Below are 17413 nucleotides of genomic sequence, written 5' to 3' on the forward strand. Positions count from 1 at the left end.
AAAAGCATTAAACGCTTTTTAGCCCAGCCGTTATGTGTTACTTAAAACAATAGATGAAAAACTATTTACTGACTATTACTTTCATTCTAGTTTCAACTTTCCTCTTTGGACAGCAAATGAGTTATACAACTTGGAAAGAAGAAGCCAAGACTAACATTCGCCTTTTACCAAAATATGGAAATATTCCCAAGACAAAGGAGCAAAAAAAAGCGGATGAAGAGATGATTAAATCATACTTAGAGAAAGAAGGAACTCCTCGCAAGGCATCTGAAACTTTAGTCAGATTAGGATATGACTACCTGTACAAGGGAGACATAAAAACAGCAATGTATCGGTTTAATCAGGCATGGCTTTTGGACCCAAAAAATGACGATGTATACTGGGGCTTTGGGGCTGTTTACTTTACGTTTCAGGACTATGAAGCTGCAATGATACAGTATGATGACGGACTGAAACTGAATCCAAAAAATTCAAACATACTCACCGATAAAGCAACTATCTTCTTAACCAGATATCAAAGTAGTAATAACAAGGGGGACTTGTCAAAAGCAATAGCGCTGTTTGAAGAATCTTACTCAATTGACCCAAAGAATCAAAACACGCTGTTCAAAGCCTCAGCCTGTTACTTTATGAAGGGTGACTGTGACAAAGCATGGAAATACTACAGAGAGTGTAAAGCGTTAGGCGGGAAACCGATAACCCCTGAGTATACAGCAGCTCTATCCAGAAATTGCAAAAAATATGCATCACATAACAAGACCTATAGTGCATTGAAAACGCACCATAGCAGAGCCGTTGGGTGTCATTATAAATTAAAAAATGAAAAAATATATACTCGTTGTTGCTTTAGCTACTTCATTCCTTAACTGCAAACCTGCACAAAGAATATCACCTGTTGAAGCCGCAAATAAACTTGGCCCCAATCCTCACTTTATTATAGACGGACAGGCATCTGAAAAATCTGCAATGCAAACAATGGAAGCTGAAGATGTTGCCTCTTTAACAACTTATTTTGGAAAGGACGCAACAAGCCGATACGGAGACAAGGCTAAAGATGGAGCCGTTGAGATTGAAACTAAAACATTTGCTAAGGTTAAGTACCAGAAGGTGCTGAAAGAAGCAAGTAGCGATTATAATAAACGACTTGACGTTGAAGGAAATGATGACAGCTTCCAATATATCCTGAATGGAAAAGTTTTAACAGATAATTACGCAGGTGACTTGGCCAGCATTACACCCGACTTGTTGAAAGAAGTAAAGGTTGTTTGGGGTGAAGAGCTTAATAGCAATTTTAATGCAAACGGAAAGAAAGCCGTAGTAATCATTGTCGCATCGCCGCCCAAAAATCTCTACAACGGCAAGGAAAAATTCAACCAAAAATAACGTCACCCAACATTGTGTAAAAGTCATCTCGGCCGACGGCCTTCGCCGTCTTTTACACGAGGCCGTTAGCATTAAGTTAAAATATGAAAAAACTATTCTTGATACTATCAATAAGCTTGATACTAGCTATTGACGCTTATGCGTGCAGATGTGAGATTTATTCTTCAATTGAAACTCACTTGAAGGAAAGATATGAAGCCTCCGACTTTGTCATTTTTGCTAAGGTAGAATCTGTAAAAGACAGCCTGACAAAGGGCAACTACATCATGGGTGGTGAGAAAGACTACTGGCGACACGGTGGATACAACCCCGTCTTGAAAATCAGCAAAGTTTATAAGGGGAAGATAAAAACCGACTCAATAGAGATAACACCAAACTGGTCTAACTGTAGTCAATACTTCAAAACAGGTGACAACTATGTTATCTTTGGATATGTAAACCAGAAAGGAGAGTACACCACAAGTATGTGCTCTGCAAACTTCCCTTCAAATAGAGAAGAATGGTGGAAACAGTTCAAGAAGATGAAAAAGAAGAAAACCTAATGCTAACACTGCATAAACATCATGCTTCGGCCGACGGCCTTGCACGTTGTTTATACGAGACCGTTGGCATTAATTAAAAAAAAATAGTTAATGAATAAAAAGGCTTATCCAATTGCTCTAGCTATTGCCTTACTCATATTATACTTTGGGATTGGGTACTTTCATATCTTTTTTAAACAAGGCTCAATTAAATGGCTTCCATTTATTATAATATTTGGAGTAATTCCATTTTTACTTTACAAATCACTACAGTTTTATCAAATAAACGAAAAAACATGTTTGGGATTAGCAGTAGGTTCCGTTTTAGTCATTGGGCCTACCTTCGGACTTTGGATTGGAAAAGTATCGGATTACGAATTCTCAAAATACGGTGCAACAACACAAGGAATCGTTGTTGAAAAATGGTATAGTAAGCCATCAAGGAAAAGAGAAGGACAATGGCTTGTTAAATGTAAATTCTCAGTCGACAGTGAACAATATAGCACTTACAATGTACGAGATAGAGAAAATATCTTTGAAATAGGTGATACGTTGCTTATACAATATTCTAAAAGGAACCCAGAAAACAACGTGATACCAGCTTTAGAAAATAACTAATGCCAACACTGTATAAACCCCAGCATCGGCCGACGGCCTCGCCGCCGTTTATACTAACCGTTAGGTGTTATTTATAAAATTGAAATGAGTCAATCAGCCACATTATATAGAATATTAAAAATTGACTTTGAGAGCAATATAAGCGACCAGCAAAAGTTGATTTCATTAGCTAAGGGTTTTGCCACCTTCGACCAATCCTTCATGGGCTTGGACTTCGTTCTTAAAAAAGAAGAAGACAATAGCACCCAGGAAGTATTAGATGAAATATTCAATCCTGCTTCAAATAATGGGAACGGAGCAGAACTTGACTTTGATAATCTAAGCGATGAAGAACTGAACGGCCTCTTCCTAGAAGAAAATATGTTTAGGCACTTAACGACAGACAAAGTAAGAGCGGTTAACTCAAAACTTGAAAAGCTTACCAAACAGGATATTGCGTCCCGCTTCGACCCAGAAGAATTGAATGAGAATGATATATATCCAAGTGTGTGGCATTCCGACAACTCTCCTGGGCAAGCCTTCAACTTGAATCATATTTTAGATGACTTTGACCAATTAAAGAATCTGTTTAGCCAAGCTAGTAAAGAAGAAGAGTATATTCTCCAGTTCATTGGTGAAAAGAAAAACAACACCTAACAACGTGTAAACGCCATCTCCAGCCGACGGCTGTCGCCGCCGTTTACACAAGTACGTTAGCTGTTATTTATAAAATAATGAATTCAAAACCCTTCCTTACTCTAGTGCTGATTTTGCTATCTGTTGTATCATATGGGCAGGTGGAAAAATTAACCCGACTGGTTCATATATTATGGAGGGAAAAAAGATTACAAACGGAGAGAAGGGCTCACACGGCGAGATTCATGTAAAGCTGATTGGAAACGATTTGGCAGCAATAAGCTTCTACTATAATGTAGGACATCCAAGCTACAACTCTGGCTCTTTCGTGGATACCTTGGCTTACAAGGACAACAAGATTATCTATACTTATCAAGAACCAGAAGAAGTTAATCCCGACTGTAAATTAACCTTCACTTTTGAGAAGAACAGAGTAATTATAAAACATGAAGCCAGCGACTATAACTTCAGTTGCGGTTTTGGACATGGAGTAATAGCCAACTTGACTATGAAAAAGTCCTCAAAAAAGATTCCTGTAATAAAAGATTACTGGGACAAATAAAGAAAAACAACAGCTAACAATACCTAAACGTCAGCCTTCGGCCGACGGCCTCGCCCGTCGTTTAGCCTAACCGTTGGGCAGCATTAAAATTATTATGAAGAATGAACAGATAAGAAAGAAGCTAATAGATAAGTGGGGTGCAGAAGGATTATGGACACCATTAAACGGTGAATTAGCTTCTGATACAGTCGACTACTTTGACTTCGATGAATTTGAATCTGCATTCGGACTAGGAAACCTCAAACAAATCTTGGAGGAGATTGCACCTAGACTTGTTTACGAAATAAGTGAAATCAACGAAGACAGAACAATACCTGTCTCTGAAATTGAAGAATATGAACTAATTGAAAAATTCTTCACCGACTCTGAAGCAAATTGGGTGATTTACCTTTCGCACGAGAATACAATTACCATTGCAGGTGCAAAACTTCTCGACGCTTTAAAAAAGAACTGGAGCAAATATTTCGAATACAACAAACCTTGGGAGAAAAAATAACGCTGCCCAACAACGTGTAAACGCCAGCTAGGCCGACGGCCGTCGCCGCCGTTTACACAAGCCGTTGTAGCAAATTTATATGAGAGAAATAGAAGCCATTTTAACCGACATCAATTCTTTTGGACCAATTCACGATAACTGGTTGGAATTGGACGACCTAATTGGGGAACTACTGGAAAGTAACAATCCAGAAAACGGAATACCCACCTTATTAAATGTTCTAGAGCGCTTTCCAGAAGAAGATGGAGCAGGAGTTTTATGGTCAATAGTACATGGACTTGAACACCTCAATGACTACGAACAGGAGTTAATCGATTCTTTACTTAGACAGCCTTCCCTTTTGGGAGTAGCGATGGTTAGGAGAATCGCAAACACTGGTCAAAAAGAAATAGCAGGAAGAAAAGTAGAGGAAATTTACAATACGCTGTTAATTCACCCAAAGCTTCCAGAATCAGTAAAGGAATATGTCGTAGATTTTAAAAAATAAAAACTTGCTACAACAACACCTAAACGTCAGTCTCGGCCGACGGCCTCGCCCGTCGTTTAGCCTAACCGTTGGTGGTAATTAAAACATTCAAATGATTAAAGTTGAAATCATTCCATTAGAAAGAATCGCTGACTTTCAATTAGGTGAAACACGGGAAACCATTAGAAAAAGGTTCGGGATACCAAATTCATTTTTTAATAGTAATGGAATATTCACCGATTATTATTTTAATGACACTCTAAAAGTCAGCTACGACAAAAATCTTAAAATAGAATATCTTGAGGTAAGCAAGCCATACACCGACCAATATCAAGTTAAACTTTGGGATATAGATGTATTTGGGGAAGTAGCAGATAAGGTAGTTGAAAAGGTTAACGAAAAAACAGGAAAATCATTTTCAGATAAAGATGCTGAAAATCTATATTCTTACATATTTCCTGACTTTGAACTGTCCTTTTGGCGCGAATACATATCAGAAGATATAGAAGAAGGTGATATAGAAGAAATTGGTAAGGACGGTAATTATTTTGACACAGTAGGAATTGGAATTAATGGATACTATTCAGAGCAGTTTTAAAAATAACTACCACCAACAACGGTAGCTGTTGCACAACTCGAGGCGATTAACCTAGCCTTGTTAAATTTTCAGAAGTAATGGTAAGATATATCCGCTACTGGTGGGTAGCTTAAAAAGTTGAGCTGGTGCAGGTCTGGCAATGGCCACTACGGCGGTTTGCCTGATTTTAGGTGTGAAGCGCAGCCGTTGGCGCAGGTATAAGCCGTAGCCGCCAGCAGTATAACCTTAGTGGCTTATTAATGCCCCGTTAGTAATTTTTCTGTTTGCAAAATGCTTTGGCCTTGCACCTGGCGAAAGATTTGGTTTTGTTTTCTTTTACATTTATCTTCCCTGGGTTGTGCGATATGCACCTTTGGTATAAGTAATATCAGAGAAAGTGTTAAATTAGTCCCAGCAGGATGCAAGGCGGTATAACAGGAAAAGAGCCTATAAACTGCTCCTACGCCAATATTTTACCTTTTGGCTTTATTATTAAGAAGCGTTCTGTTTTTTAGCAAAGAGATTTTAAATAGTACCTAAAGTAAATGCGTTTTAAATGAATGCCTTGTTTAATTGCATTACGCAATACCATCCTATTTCTTCCGGAGCGCGGGAAGCCCTCTCCAAAGCATTGATGCAGGTAGATATTCCCAGAAATTCTTTTTTATTACAAGCAGGAACGGTGTGTAATAATTTGTACTTTCTTGACAAAGGTTGTTTGCGTGGTTATTATAATTTGGATGGAAAGGAAATTACCTATTGGTTTGGCTTCGAAAATAGTTTCATTACTTCTTTTTATAGCTTTATTTCCCGCAAGCCCAGTATAGAAAACATTCAAATTCTGGAAGACGCCACCTTGTGGAGTATTAGTTATGAAGCTTTAAACCAGTTGTTTAATTTATACAATGACCTGGAGCGCCTTGTCCGGATTATAAATGAGCAGTACTATATCAGGCTGGAAGAGCGGTTGATGGCCATGCAATTTAAAACGGCCCGGGAGCGGTATGAACTGCTAATTGAAACTTCACCCCATATTTTGCAAAGAATTTCTCTCGGACAAATTGCATCTTACCTGGGCATTAGTCAGGAAACGCTCAGCAGGATAAGAAGCCAGGTCTAAGTTTTACCTTTTTTGACAATTGTCAAAAGAAATAAATAGGGGCCAGTATACCTTTGATTCATTACTTAACAAAAGAAAAAATGAATCAGAAACCATCAAATGCATTTATTGCCGCCTCTTGGGCTACTTTACTTACGGGTGTTACTGCCTACATCATCGGGCTTTGGAATGCCAAAATGTTACTGAACGAAAAAGGTTATTATTTTACCATCCTTATGTATGGTCTGTTCTCGGCTATCTCTCTCCAAAAAAGTGTACGCGACCAACTGGATGGTATTCCGGTTACCAATATTTATTACAGCCTTAGTTGGTTCTCTACCATACTGGCGGTAGGGTTGCTAACCGTGGGGCTTTGGAATGCCGATTTGCTCCTTAGTGAAAAAGGTTTTTATGCCATGTCATTTATACTAAGCCTTTTTGCTGCAATTGCGGTTCAGAAAAACACCCGAGACACTTTAGAAAAGGCAAGGCCTGTTAAAAATGATGTTGAGGTATAGCAATAACCTGTTGGCAGAGTATTATCAAACCATTAAAATGAGAAATTACTGGATGTTAGTTTTATCCGGATTATAGCAATTCTAAAGCGGGTAGAAAAGATGTATTCTCCCGTATAGGCACAGCCCTGAAAGCGGGTTATCATCTTTTAAGCTTAGAGCAAAGCCGTTTCGGCCAATTAGGCCTTGCCGGTTTTATTTACCTTTTTCTTCTTTCGAAATCGTTCCCGGTAACGATTGCGCAAAAAAATACTCCGGCATAGTTTTATCCGGAATAAAATCTGTGTACACTTGTTAATTATACCCGCTCGAACGGGCATTTTACCGAATGTTATATAAACCTGAAGGCGCTAAACAGGCGCTTGCCACCATGAGTATAGAAAATCTATTTAACCTGCACGGGAAAGTTGCCCTGGTTACGGGCTGCAACAAAGGCATTGGTAAAGGTATGGCTTTGGCGCTGGCCCAGGCCGGAGCCGATATTATTGGCGTTTCGGCTACCATGCCGGCTACTGGCAGCGATGTAGAAAAAGAAGTAACAGCCCTGGGCCGGAGTTTTAAGGCATATACCTGCGATTTAAGTAACCGGCAAGCCGTAGAGGCATTTCTAAAAAGAGTACTGTCCGATAATCCGAAGATTGATATTCTGGTAAATAATGCTGGTACCATTTTAAGAAAGCCGGCTGCCGAACACGACGATGAACTTTGGGATAAAGTAATGGCGGTAAACTTAGATGCCCCTTTTCTGATTGCGCGCGAAGTAGGCCGGCAAATGATTCGGCAGGGTTCCGGTAAAATAATATTTACGGCTTCGTTGCTTACATTTCAGGGTGGTATTCATGTACCGGGTTATGCGGCCAGCAAAGGGGCCATTGGCAGTTTGGTAAAAGCTTTGTCGAACGAGTGGGCCAGCCAGGGCGTAAACGTAAATGCCATTGCGCCAGGCTACATTGCTACCGACAACACCGAAGCTTTGCGCAACGACCCGGACCGGAGTAACGCTATCCTAAGCCGCATACCCGCCGGCCGCTGGGGCACCCCCGAGGATTTTGCCGGAGCCACCATTTTTCTGGCCTCCCAAGCTTCTGATTATGTAAATGGCACTATCTTAACCGTAGATGGCGGCTGGATGGGGCGGTAATATTTATTTCCGGGTTTACCTGGTAATTATATATCAGGTAAACCCGTTTTAGCTTTATTAAAGAAATACTCCTTTTAACTTAAAACGCAGCATACAAATAATGCAACAACGATATCATAACAGCCCCAAAGAAGTAAAACAAATGAATACCGCTGAACTGCGGGAGAATTTTGTTATTACCGATCTGATGCAGCCCGGTCAGATAAATTTTACTTATAGTCACTACGACCGTATTATTATTGGCGGCGCCGTACCTACCGGCGCATCCCTTAGCCTGGAGAATTATGGTATTTTAAAAGCCGAATATTTTTTAGAAAGACGCGAAATGGGTGTTATAAATGTAGGAGGTAACGGCGAAATTGAAGTAGATGGCGAAACCTACGCGCTTTCTAAATTAGATTGTTTGTACCTGGGGCGGGGCAGCCAAGCGGTTAATTTTAAATCGGTTAGTGCCGAACAACCGGCGGTATTTTACATCTTATCGGCACCGTCGCACCAGAAATACCCCACCACGCTCCTGAAAAAAGAAGGAGCCCTGCCCAATACCATTGGCTCGCTCGAAACTTCTAACGAGCGCACCATTTACAAATATATTCACAAAGACGGCATCCGGAGCAGCCAGTTGGTAATGGGCTTAACCACTTTAAATGTAGGCAGTGTCTGGAATACCATGCCGGCACACACCCACGACCGCCGCATGGAAGCTTACTTTTACTTTGATGTGAGCGAAGACCAGGCGGTGGTTCATTTAATGGGCGAGCCCCAGGAAACCCGCCACCTGTTGCTACATAATCACCAGGCCATTATTTCGCCGCCGTGGTCTATACACGCCGGTTGCGGTACCCGTAATTATTCTTTTATCTGGGGCATGGGCGGCGAAAACCAGGATTACAGCGATATGGATGCGGTAAAAATTACAGATTTGCGTTAATAAAAATTCAGGCAAGTTCGGGCACTTTTCCTATTAAAATTACTTTTAGTAATTAGAAAAAGTAAATTAGTAAATAAACCTTTATAAAATAGTATTTAATAAAGTGCTGGAAAAACATAGCTAGACTTTTATAAATAAAATTTTACAGTAGTTTCTAATTTTCTGGTCTTGCTATCTTAATATTTTACCACCAACATGAATAAAAATATCTTTTTCTTTTTTCTAATAGCCTGGCTGGGATTAGGCTTTACGAGCGCTTCGGCCCAGAAGAAATCGCTTACCCCGGCCCAGAAAATGGCCGAAACAGTTATGGTTATCTGGAAAGACTCTTTGGTAATGCAGCCCGGCAAACCCGTAAAATGGGCTTACGACGAGGGGGTAGTACTGGAAGGAATGACCAACCTCTGGAAACGAACCGCCGATGGCCGCTACTTTAAGTTTATTCAAAAAAGCATGGACCATTTTGTGCGCAAAGATGGTTCCATCCGGGGTTATAAACCAACCGAGTACAACATCGACCACGTAAAAAACGGTCGTATTTTATTAACGCTTTACAAAGTAACCGGTCAGGAGAAATATTACAAGGCGGCAACTTTGTTGCGCGATCAGTTAAAAACGCACCCGCGCACCAAAGAAGGCGGTTTCTGGCACAAGAAAATTTATCCGAATCAAATGTGGCTCGATGGCTTGTATATGGGCCAACCTTTCTACACCGAGTACGCCGCTACTTTTAACGAGCCAGCCGCTTTCGACGATATTTCGAACCAGTTTATGTACCTGGAAAACCATGCCCGCGATCCCAAAACGGGTTTATTGTACCACGGCTGGGACGAGTCGAAAGAACAAAAATGGGCCGATAAAACTTCAGGTTTGTCGCCGCACTTCTGGGGTCGGGCCATGGGTTGGTACGGCATGGGACTGGTAGATGTGCTGGAAAATTTTCCGGAGAAACACCCCAAACGCGCTACCTTATTATCTATTTTAAACCGGTTTGCCGCCGCAGTAGAATCGGTGCAGGATAAAAAAAGTGGGGTTTGGTACCAGATTCTGGATAAACCTACCGGCAAAGGCAATTACTTAGAGGCCTCGGCTTCCAGTATGTTTGTGTATGCTTTGGCCAAGGGGGTACGTTTGGGTTATTTACCCGCCAAGTACGAAGCAGTAGCCCAAAGAGGCTACGCTGGCTTGCTGAAAGAATTTATTAAAACCGATGAAAAAGGCCTGACCAATTTAGAGGGCACCGTTAGCGTGGCCGGCTTAGGCGGTAATCCGTACCGCGACGGCTCGTACGAATATTACCTCAGCGAAAAAGTAGTAACCAACGACCCCAAAGGAGTTGGAGCCTTTTTACTTGCGGCCAACGAAATGGATTTGCGCCAAATACCGCAGGTAGGTAAAGGCAAAACCATTTTGCTGGATGGTTATTTTAACAACGAGTTTATCAAAAATGCCGCCGGACAAACCATTCCGTTCCATTACAAGTGGGAAGAAATGGATAACAACGGTTTTTCGCTGCTCGGCGAAAATGCCCGGTACATGGGCGCTAAAACCCAGGAGTTAAAAGCAGCCCCTACTGCCGCTAACCTTAAAAATGCCCAGGTTTATATCATCGTCGATCCGGATACCGAAAAAGAAACGGCTAAACCCAATTATGTAGAACCAGCGCACGTTACCGCCATTACCAACTGGGTTAAAAATGGCGGCGTGCTGTTGCTTATGGCCAACGACCCGAATAATGCCGAGCTGGATAAATTTAACACCCTGGCCAAACAGTTTGGTATGGAATTTAAAAAAGAACTAAAGAATCCGGTTACCGGCAATCAGTACGATATGGGCAAAATTACGGTGTCGGGTAATCACCCAATATTTAAAAATGGCAAGCAATTGTACCTGAAAGAAATTAGTACCTTAAACCTGCAGGCACCTGCCAAGGCTAGTTTAGAACACAAAGACGATGTAATAATGGCTACCGCTAAAGTAGGTAAAGGCACCGTTTTTGCCGTCGGCGATCCTTGGCTGTACAACGAATACACCGATGGTCGTAAACTACCCGCCGAGTACCAGAATTTTGAGGCCGGCAACGATTTAATCGCCTGGTTACTGCAGCAGGTTAGTAAAAAAAGTAAGTAATGAATGGAAAAGAATTATTCGGGAATAAATAGAACGTAGCCTGATCGCCATAGAAGTGATTAGATTATTTATTCTTTTATATTTAATACCGCTAGCGCTTTCTATAAATAAAAGTTTGAACCCATGTATCCGGCAGGCTTGGTTAGTACCAGGTTTAATGTCTGTAAAATCTGTTTATAAAATATTGCTCCATGATTCTGAATAAAGCAAATTTAGATAATATTAATGCCCAAGCGCCCCTGGTAAAACCAACTCCCCACATGCTGGCGCTACCCGAAAAAGTATTGCAGTTTGGCACCGGCGTATTGCTGCGGGGTTTGCCCGATTATTTTATAAACAAAGCCAATCAACAAGGTTTGTTTAACGGCCGGGTAGTGGTTATAAAATCTACCGCCAGGGGCGGCACCGCCGAATTTGACGATCAGGACAGCCTGTATACCATTTGTGTGCGCGGCATTGAAGACGGGCAAAAAGTAGAAGAAAATATAATTAGTGGCGCTATCAGCCGGGTACTTACCGCCTCCACCCATTGGGATGCCATTCTGGAAGTAGCGGCCAGTCCGCAATTGGAAATTATACTTTCCAATACCACCGAAGTGGGTATTCAGCTTATTGAAGACAATATTTTACTGCAGCCCCCGGTATCTTTTCCCGGAAAATTGCTGGCCATTTTGGTAGAACGTTTCCGGGCTTTTAACGGCGATAAAAGTAAAGGTTTGGTAATTGTTCCAACGGAGCTTATTCCGGGTAACGGCGACAAACTAAAAGGTATTGTGCAGGAACTCGCCCAACAGCACCAGTTAGAAGATGACTTTATGCAATGGCTAAACGAGAGCAATATTTTTTGCAATACCCTCGTCGATAGGATAGTGCCAGGTAAACCCGATGCCGAAACGCTGGCCCGGTTAGAAGCAGAACTGGGTTATCACGATGAGTTACTAACCATGTCGGAAGTTTACCGGTTGTGGGCCATAGAAGGAGATGAGCGGGTGAAAAAAGTATTGTCTTTTGCCGATGCCGACGCGGGGGTAATTATTACCCCGGATATTGATGTTTACCGCGAACTAAAGTTACGCTTACTCAATGGAACGCATACGGTAAGTTGCGGTGTTGCTTATCTGGCTGGTTTTGATACCGTAAAGCACGCAATGGACAATCCCACAATGGCAGATTTTATCTCGGGTTTAATGCAGGAAGATATTGCGCCGGCTATTCCGTACCCGGTAGATCCGGCCGAAGCGGCTGCTTTTTCGCGGAAAGTTCTCGATCGGTTCCGGAATCCGCATCTGGAGCACCAGTGGCTGAGCATTACCTTAAGCTATACTGCTAAACTTAAAATGCGGGTGGTCCCGGTTTTACTTAAACATTACGAAACCGCACAAGAAGCACCCGAGAAAATTGCTTTTGGCTTTGCGGCGCATTTATTATTCATGAAAGCCACCGAAGAAGAAAACAGCAAATATTATGGCCAGTTAAACGGTGAGCGTTACTTTATTAACGACGACCAGGCCAGCTATTTTTACCAACTGTGGCAAAATAATGCTGCCGACGCTTTGGTTGCCGAAGTGTATGCGAACCAAAGTTTATGGGGTGCCGATTTAGCGGCTTTACCAGGCTTTACCGAGGCGGTACAAAAACAATTAAACATTATTATCGAACAGGGTATGCTTAATGCCCTGAAAAATTTAGAGAAAAAGCAGGTATCTGCCTAAGTATAAAAATGAAACAAATAGTTTTAAAAGTTCACCCGAACGATAATGTGCTGGTTGCCCTTACCGACTTGTATAAAGGGGAAGTGGTAAATTATAACGGCCAGAATTATGAACTCCTGGACAATGTAAAAGCCAAACATAAATTTGCGGCTTCGCTTATACCGCAGGGCGGCGAGGTTATTATGTACGGCGTTTTGGTGGGCAAAGCCCAAACCGATTTATACCCGGGCAATGTTTTAACCACGGCGAATATTAAACATGCTGCGAGCGAATTTATTACCGGCGAACGCCACACCAACTGGAATATTCCCAACGTGGCTAAATTTGAAGGCCGTACTTTCGATGGCTTTCACCGGACCGATGGAAGCGTAGGTACCGCCAACTATTGGTTAGTAGTACCCATGGTATTTTGCGAAAACCGCAACCTGGAAGTTTTGCAGGAATCGTTGGTGGCACCTCTGGGTTACGGTCGTAAACGGGCTTACCAGAACCAGGCAAAAAAACTGATTGATATGTATAAAGCCGGCAGCAGTGTGGATGCTTTGCTGCAAGCCGAAATTTACGTTGAAGAAAAAGTTGAAAAATCGGAAAGACTGTTCCCGAACGTAGACGGTATTAAGTTCCTGACCCACGAAGGTGGTTGCGGGGGCACCCGCCAGGATGCCATGGCTTTATGCGGTTTGCTGGCCGGTTATATTACCCACCCGAATGTGGCGGGCGCTACTGTTTTGAGTTTGGGTTGCCAGAATGCCCAAGTAAATGTACTGGAAGACGAAATCCGGAAACGGATTCCGAATTTCGATAAACCTTTGTATATTTTGGAGCAACAAAAAGTAGGCACCGAAGCCGATTTACTAGCGTTGGCTATAAAACAAACTTTTGCCGGTTTGGTATTGGCCAACCAGAACGAACGCCAGCCGGCGCCTTTAAGTAAAATTTGCATTGGCTTAGAGTGTGGTGGTTCCGATGGATTTTCTGGTATTTCGGCTAACCCGGCTATTGGTTATACTTCGGATTTACTAGTGGCTTTGGGCGGATCAGTTATTTTGGCGGAATTTCCGGAATTGTGTGGCGTAGAGCAAAACCTGAGCGACCGGTGCCTGGAGATAGACCAAGCCGAGCGGTTCTCTGCTTTAATGCGCACCTACAACCAGCGGGCTTTGGCGGTTGGTTCTGGTTTCGATATGAATCCTTCACCGGGAAATATTAAAGACGGCTTAATTACCGATGCCATTAAATCGGCGGGTGCGGCAAAAAAAGGCGGTACCAGCCCGGTGGTAGAAGTTTTGGATTATCCCGAAAAAGTAACCAAACCCGGTTTAAATTTACTTTGTACGCCCGGTAACGACGTAGAATCTACTACTGCCGAGGTGGCTTCCGGAGCCAACGTGGTATTATTTACCACTGGTTTGGGTACGCCTACCGGCAACCCGATTGCGCCGGTAGTAAAAATAGCGAGCAATACTACTTTGTTTAACCGCATGCGCGATATTATTGATATTAATACCGGTACCATTATAGAAGGCGAAGAAACCATAGAAGAAGCCGGTGAGCGGATTCTGGAATACGTAATTGGTGTAGCCAGCGGCGAAATAGAAGTAAGCGCTGTACGGCACGGCCAAGACGATTTTATTCCCTGGAAACGCGGCGTTTCGCTGTAGAAAATATTGAATTTAAACGGAAGACGAACCTCAAGCTCTATACCCCCATGCTCTTAGAAAATCAGGAAAAAGTAAAAAGTAGCATTAAACCATTTCTCGACGAGAACTTCTTGTTGCATACCCGCACCGCCCAGCAACTTTACCACGAGTTTGCGAAGGAAATGCCGATAATTGATTACCACAATCATTTACCGCCCGAGCAAATTGCCCGCGATATGCAGTTCCAGAATTTAACGCAGGTATGGTTATACGGCGACCATTACAAATGGCGGGCCATGCGCACCAACGGCATCGACGAGGCGTATGCTACCGGAGATAAGAGCGATTTTGAAAAATTTGAAAAATGGGCGGCCACGGTACCTTACACCATGCGTAACCCACTTTACCACTGGACACATTTAGAGCTGCAGCGGTATTTTGATGTGCACGAGGTGCTGTCGGAGAAAAATGCCCGCGAAATTTACGATGCCTGTACGGCTAAGCTGCAAACCCCGGAATATTCGGTGCGTAACCTGCTCCGCAAAATGAACGTGGTTACGGTGTGCACCACCGACGACCCGCTCGATTCCCTGGAGCATCACCAGCAAATAAAACAAGATGGCTTTGAAATAAAAGTATTGCCGGCTTTCCGCCCCGACAAAGCCATGAACGCCGACGATCTGGAAGCTCTGAATGCGTATATTCAGAAACTCGAAGAAGTGGCCGATGTAACCATTAGCTCTTACGACGATTATTTAGCGGCCTTAAAAAAACGCCACGATTATTTTGCCCAGAATGGCTGTTCAGTATCGGATCATGGCCTGGAAGAAATGTACGCCGAAGATTATACCGATGCCGAAATCCGCGCAATATTTGATAAAATCAGAAGCCGCCAGGTGCTTTCCGCCGAAGAAAACCTGAAGTTTAAATCGGCGATGTTGTTTCAGTTTGCTTTATGGGACAACGAAAAAGGTTGGGTGCAGCAGTACCATTTAGGAGCGTTACGCAACAACAATTCGCGCCGCTTACGCGAACTGGGCCCCGATACCGGTTGGGATTCTATTGGTGATTTTAGCCAGGCCCGCGCCTTATCTAAGTTTTTGCGCCGCCTCGACAACGAGAATCAGTTAACCAAAACCATTATTTACAACCTGAACCCCGCCGACAACGAATTGATGGCGACCATGATTGGTAACTTTAACGATGGTTCTATTGCCGGTAAAATTCAATGGGGTTCCGGTTGGTGGTTCCTGGATCAGAAAGACGGCATGATTAAGCAAATGAACACCCTCTCTAACATGGGGCTGCTCAGCCGCTTTGTGGGTATGCTCACCGATTCGCGCAGCTTCCTGTCGTTCCCGCGCCACGAGTATTTCCGGCGAATTTTGTGTAATTTATTTGGCGATGATATAGAAAACGGCGAGTTGCCCAACGATATTGAATGGATTGGTAAAGTGGTGCAGGATATTTGTTATAACAACGCTAAAAACTACTTCAATTTTAAATAAATCGTTTTCAGTCTTTTTTTACCCATATATAAATGCCTGTTTTTATAAGCAGGCATTTTTATTTCAACTCCATTATCCCAAACCAGTATTAGTGTATATGAAAAAAGTATTAAGCTTTGGCGAATTGTTGCTGCGTATATCGCCGGCAGGAGATGAAGATATTGCCGAGAACCCCATGGAGTTATATGTAGGCGGCGCCGAGGCCAATGTAGCTACTGCGCTGGCGGGGTGGGAGGTGCCGGTAAAATATAGTACGGTGCTTCCGGATAATTTTATGTCGCGCCACGTAAGGCAATATTTAGAATCGCGGGGCATAGATACTACCTCCGTAGTAATGGGCGGCAACCGCATTGGGGTATATTATTTAGATTCGGGATCTGATTTAAAAGGCAATGTGGTTTACGACCGCGATTATTCTTCTTTTTCGCAGTTAAAGCGGGGCGTTTTAGATTGGGATAAAATATTTACAAATGTTACCTGGTTTAACTTTTCGGCTATTAGTCCGGCTTTAAACCAGAACGTAGCCGATGTTTGCCTGGAGGCTTTGGAGGCTGCTTCCCGGAAAAAAATTACCATTTCTGTAGATTTAAATTACCGGTCGCGGTTGTGGCAATACGGCCAGCAACCCATTGATGTAATGCCGGGACTGGTAAAATATTGCGATGTGGTTATGGGCAATATCTGGAGCGCCCATACCATGTTGGGTACCCATTTAGATGAACAAATCAGCGAAAAGAATAGCAAACAAGCTTACCTGGAACATGCCGAGGCCACTTCTAAAGAAATATTAAAGAAATTTCCGCAGTGTCAGGTAGTGGCTAATACCTTCCGGTTCGATAATCCGGCGTCAGATTTATTGTATTACACCACTTTGTACCGGAAAGACCAGTTTTTTGTCTCGCCGGAATTCCGGACAAAGGGAGCTGTGGACCGCTCGGGCAGCGGCGATTGCTTTATGGCCGGCTTAATTTATGGCTTTTATAACCACCATGCATCCCAGAAATTATTAGATTTTGCCACCGCCGCCGCCTTTGGCAAACTACAGGAAATGGGTGATGCTACCGGGCAAGACAAGTTAACGGTGGCCCGAATCAGAGAAAAGAAGAAGTAGAAATAAGGTAGAAGGATGAAAGTAAAAAAGGGAAAATTTAAAAGTTTATACTCAATATTTTTCTGCTCGATATGTTATGCGTAGAGCGCTACGCATAACATATCGAGCAGAAAATTAACAAGCGAAAACAATAGCTAAAGCGCCACTTGCGAATATTCTGTATTGTTGCACTTATACTATTTCATTAGCTCCACCGGCTAGCTATAATTTTACTTTTACCACTAATTTCTTAAACTGGCCCTCGCCAATTAAAGGCGCGTGCACATCTTCGGGGTAAAAGATGGCAAACTGACCGGCTTGCATTTTAAAATAAGTATCGGGTTGCTCGTTGTAAAAAGTTACGTCTTTTTCGGGGTTGTAGTCGTCTTTTGGCGATTGGCATTGGCTC

Annotated in this window: 19 protein-coding genes; 18 read left to right on the forward strand and 1 reads right to left on the reverse strand. The window is 42.7% G+C overall.

What is annotated here, in order from left to right:
• Positions 1–53: 53 nt before the first annotated feature.
• The 18 genes from ACO1R6_RS18425 (at position 54) to ACO1R6_RS18510 (ending at position 17025) form a co-directional block, all read left to right on the forward strand.
• Positions 54–866: a tetratricopeptide repeat protein gene (locus tag ACO1R6_RS18425; protein ID WP_486266525.1), complete on the forward strand. Its 813-nt coding sequence runs from the start codon at positions 54–56 to the stop codon at positions 864–866.
• Positions 820–1383 (forward strand): hypothetical protein, encoded by a 564-nt coding sequence (locus ACO1R6_RS18430; RefSeq protein ID WP_486266526.1) that lies wholly within the window; start codon positions 820–822, stop codon positions 1381–1383. The genes ACO1R6_RS18425 and ACO1R6_RS18430 overlap by 47 nt, the downstream gene beginning before the upstream one ends.
• Before the next feature lie 83 nt (positions 1384–1466).
• Positions 1467–1925 (forward strand): hypothetical protein, encoded by a 459-nt coding sequence (locus ACO1R6_RS18435; RefSeq protein WP_486266527.1) that lies wholly within the window; start codon positions 1467–1469, stop codon positions 1923–1925.
• Positions 1926–2015: 90 nt separating this feature from the next.
• The gene (locus ACO1R6_RS18440) at positions 2016–2522 is read left to right on the forward strand and encodes a DUF3592 domain-containing protein (protein WP_486266528.1); all 507 of its coding nucleotides are present in this window, start codon (positions 2016–2018) and stop codon (positions 2520–2522) included.
• A gap of 84 nt (positions 2523–2606) precedes the next feature.
• Positions 2607–3158, forward strand: a complete 552-nt coding sequence (locus tag ACO1R6_RS18445) for a DUF1877 family protein (protein ID WP_486266529.1) — start codon at positions 2607–2609, stop codon at positions 3156–3158.
• Positions 3159–3330: 172 nt separating this feature from the next.
• On the forward strand, positions 3331–3699 hold the full coding sequence (locus tag ACO1R6_RS18450) for a hypothetical protein (RefSeq protein WP_486266530.1): 369 nt from the start codon (positions 3331–3333) through the stop codon (positions 3697–3699).
• Positions 3700–3793: 94 nt separating this feature from the next.
• Positions 3794–4195, forward strand: coding sequence for a hypothetical protein (locus ACO1R6_RS18455; protein ID WP_486266532.1), 402 nt, complete (start codon positions 3794–3796; stop codon positions 4193–4195).
• A gap of 79 nt (positions 4196–4274) precedes the next feature.
• A complete protein-coding gene (locus tag ACO1R6_RS18460) occupies positions 4275–4682 on the forward strand; it encodes a hypothetical protein (protein WP_486266533.1) in 408 nt (135 codons plus the stop codon).
• 91 nt (positions 4683–4773) lie between these two features.
• Complete coding sequence (locus tag ACO1R6_RS18465; protein ID WP_486266534.1) at positions 4774–5259, forward strand: hypothetical protein; 486 nt, start codon at positions 4774–4776, stop codon at positions 5257–5259.
• 535 nt (positions 5260–5794) lie between these two features.
• On the forward strand, positions 5795–6358 hold the full coding sequence (locus tag ACO1R6_RS18470) for a Crp/Fnr family transcriptional regulator (protein WP_486266535.1): 564 nt from the start codon (positions 5795–5797) through the stop codon (positions 6356–6358).
• Between the two features lie 80 nt (positions 6359–6438).
• The gene (gene yiaA, locus ACO1R6_RS18475; RefSeq protein ID WP_486266536.1) at positions 6439–6855 is read left to right on the forward strand and encodes an inner membrane protein YiaA; all 417 of its coding nucleotides are present in this window, start codon (positions 6439–6441) and stop codon (positions 6853–6855) included.
• A 367-nt stretch (positions 6856–7222) separates the two neighbouring features.
• Complete coding sequence (locus ACO1R6_RS18480) at positions 7223–7993, forward strand: SDR family oxidoreductase (protein ID WP_486266546.1); 771 nt, start codon at positions 7223–7225, stop codon at positions 7991–7993.
• A gap of 100 nt (positions 7994–8093) precedes the next feature.
• On the forward strand, positions 8094–8924 hold the full coding sequence (kduI, locus tag ACO1R6_RS18485) for a 5-dehydro-4-deoxy-D-glucuronate isomerase (RefSeq protein ID WP_486266537.1): 831 nt from the start codon (positions 8094–8096) through the stop codon (positions 8922–8924).
• Between the two features lie 195 nt (positions 8925–9119).
• Positions 9120–11054 (forward strand): DUF4350 domain-containing protein, encoded by a 1935-nt coding sequence (locus tag ACO1R6_RS18490; protein ID WP_486266538.1) that lies wholly within the window; start codon positions 9120–9122, stop codon positions 11052–11054.
• A gap of 191 nt (positions 11055–11245) precedes the next feature.
• Positions 11246–12766: a tagaturonate reductase gene (locus ACO1R6_RS18495; protein ID WP_486266539.1), complete on the forward strand. Its 1521-nt coding sequence runs from the start codon at positions 11246–11248 to the stop codon at positions 12764–12766.
• Between the two features lie 8 nt (positions 12767–12774).
• The gene (locus tag ACO1R6_RS18500) at positions 12775–14427 is read left to right on the forward strand and encodes a UxaA family hydrolase (RefSeq protein ID WP_486266541.1); all 1653 of its coding nucleotides are present in this window, start codon (positions 12775–12777) and stop codon (positions 14425–14427) included.
• Positions 14428–14474: 47 nt separating this feature from the next.
• Positions 14475–15914 (forward strand): glucuronate isomerase, encoded by a 1440-nt coding sequence (gene uxaC / locus ACO1R6_RS18505; RefSeq protein WP_486266542.1) that lies wholly within the window; start codon positions 14475–14477, stop codon positions 15912–15914.
• A 97-nt stretch (positions 15915–16011) separates the two neighbouring features.
• Positions 16012–17025, forward strand: coding sequence for a sugar kinase (locus tag ACO1R6_RS18510; RefSeq protein ID WP_486266543.1), 1014 nt, complete (start codon positions 16012–16014; stop codon positions 17023–17025).
• A gap of 201 nt (positions 17026–17226) precedes the next feature.
• On the opposite strand, the gene ACO1R6_RS18515 is transcribed toward ACO1R6_RS18510, so the two are convergent.
• Positions 17227–17413, reverse strand: a 187-nt coding sequence (locus ACO1R6_RS18515; RefSeq protein ID WP_486266544.1) for a YhcH/YjgK/YiaL family protein, incomplete at its 5' end; no start/stop codon positions are given.

Source organism: Adhaeribacter sp. (assembly GCF_057359045.1).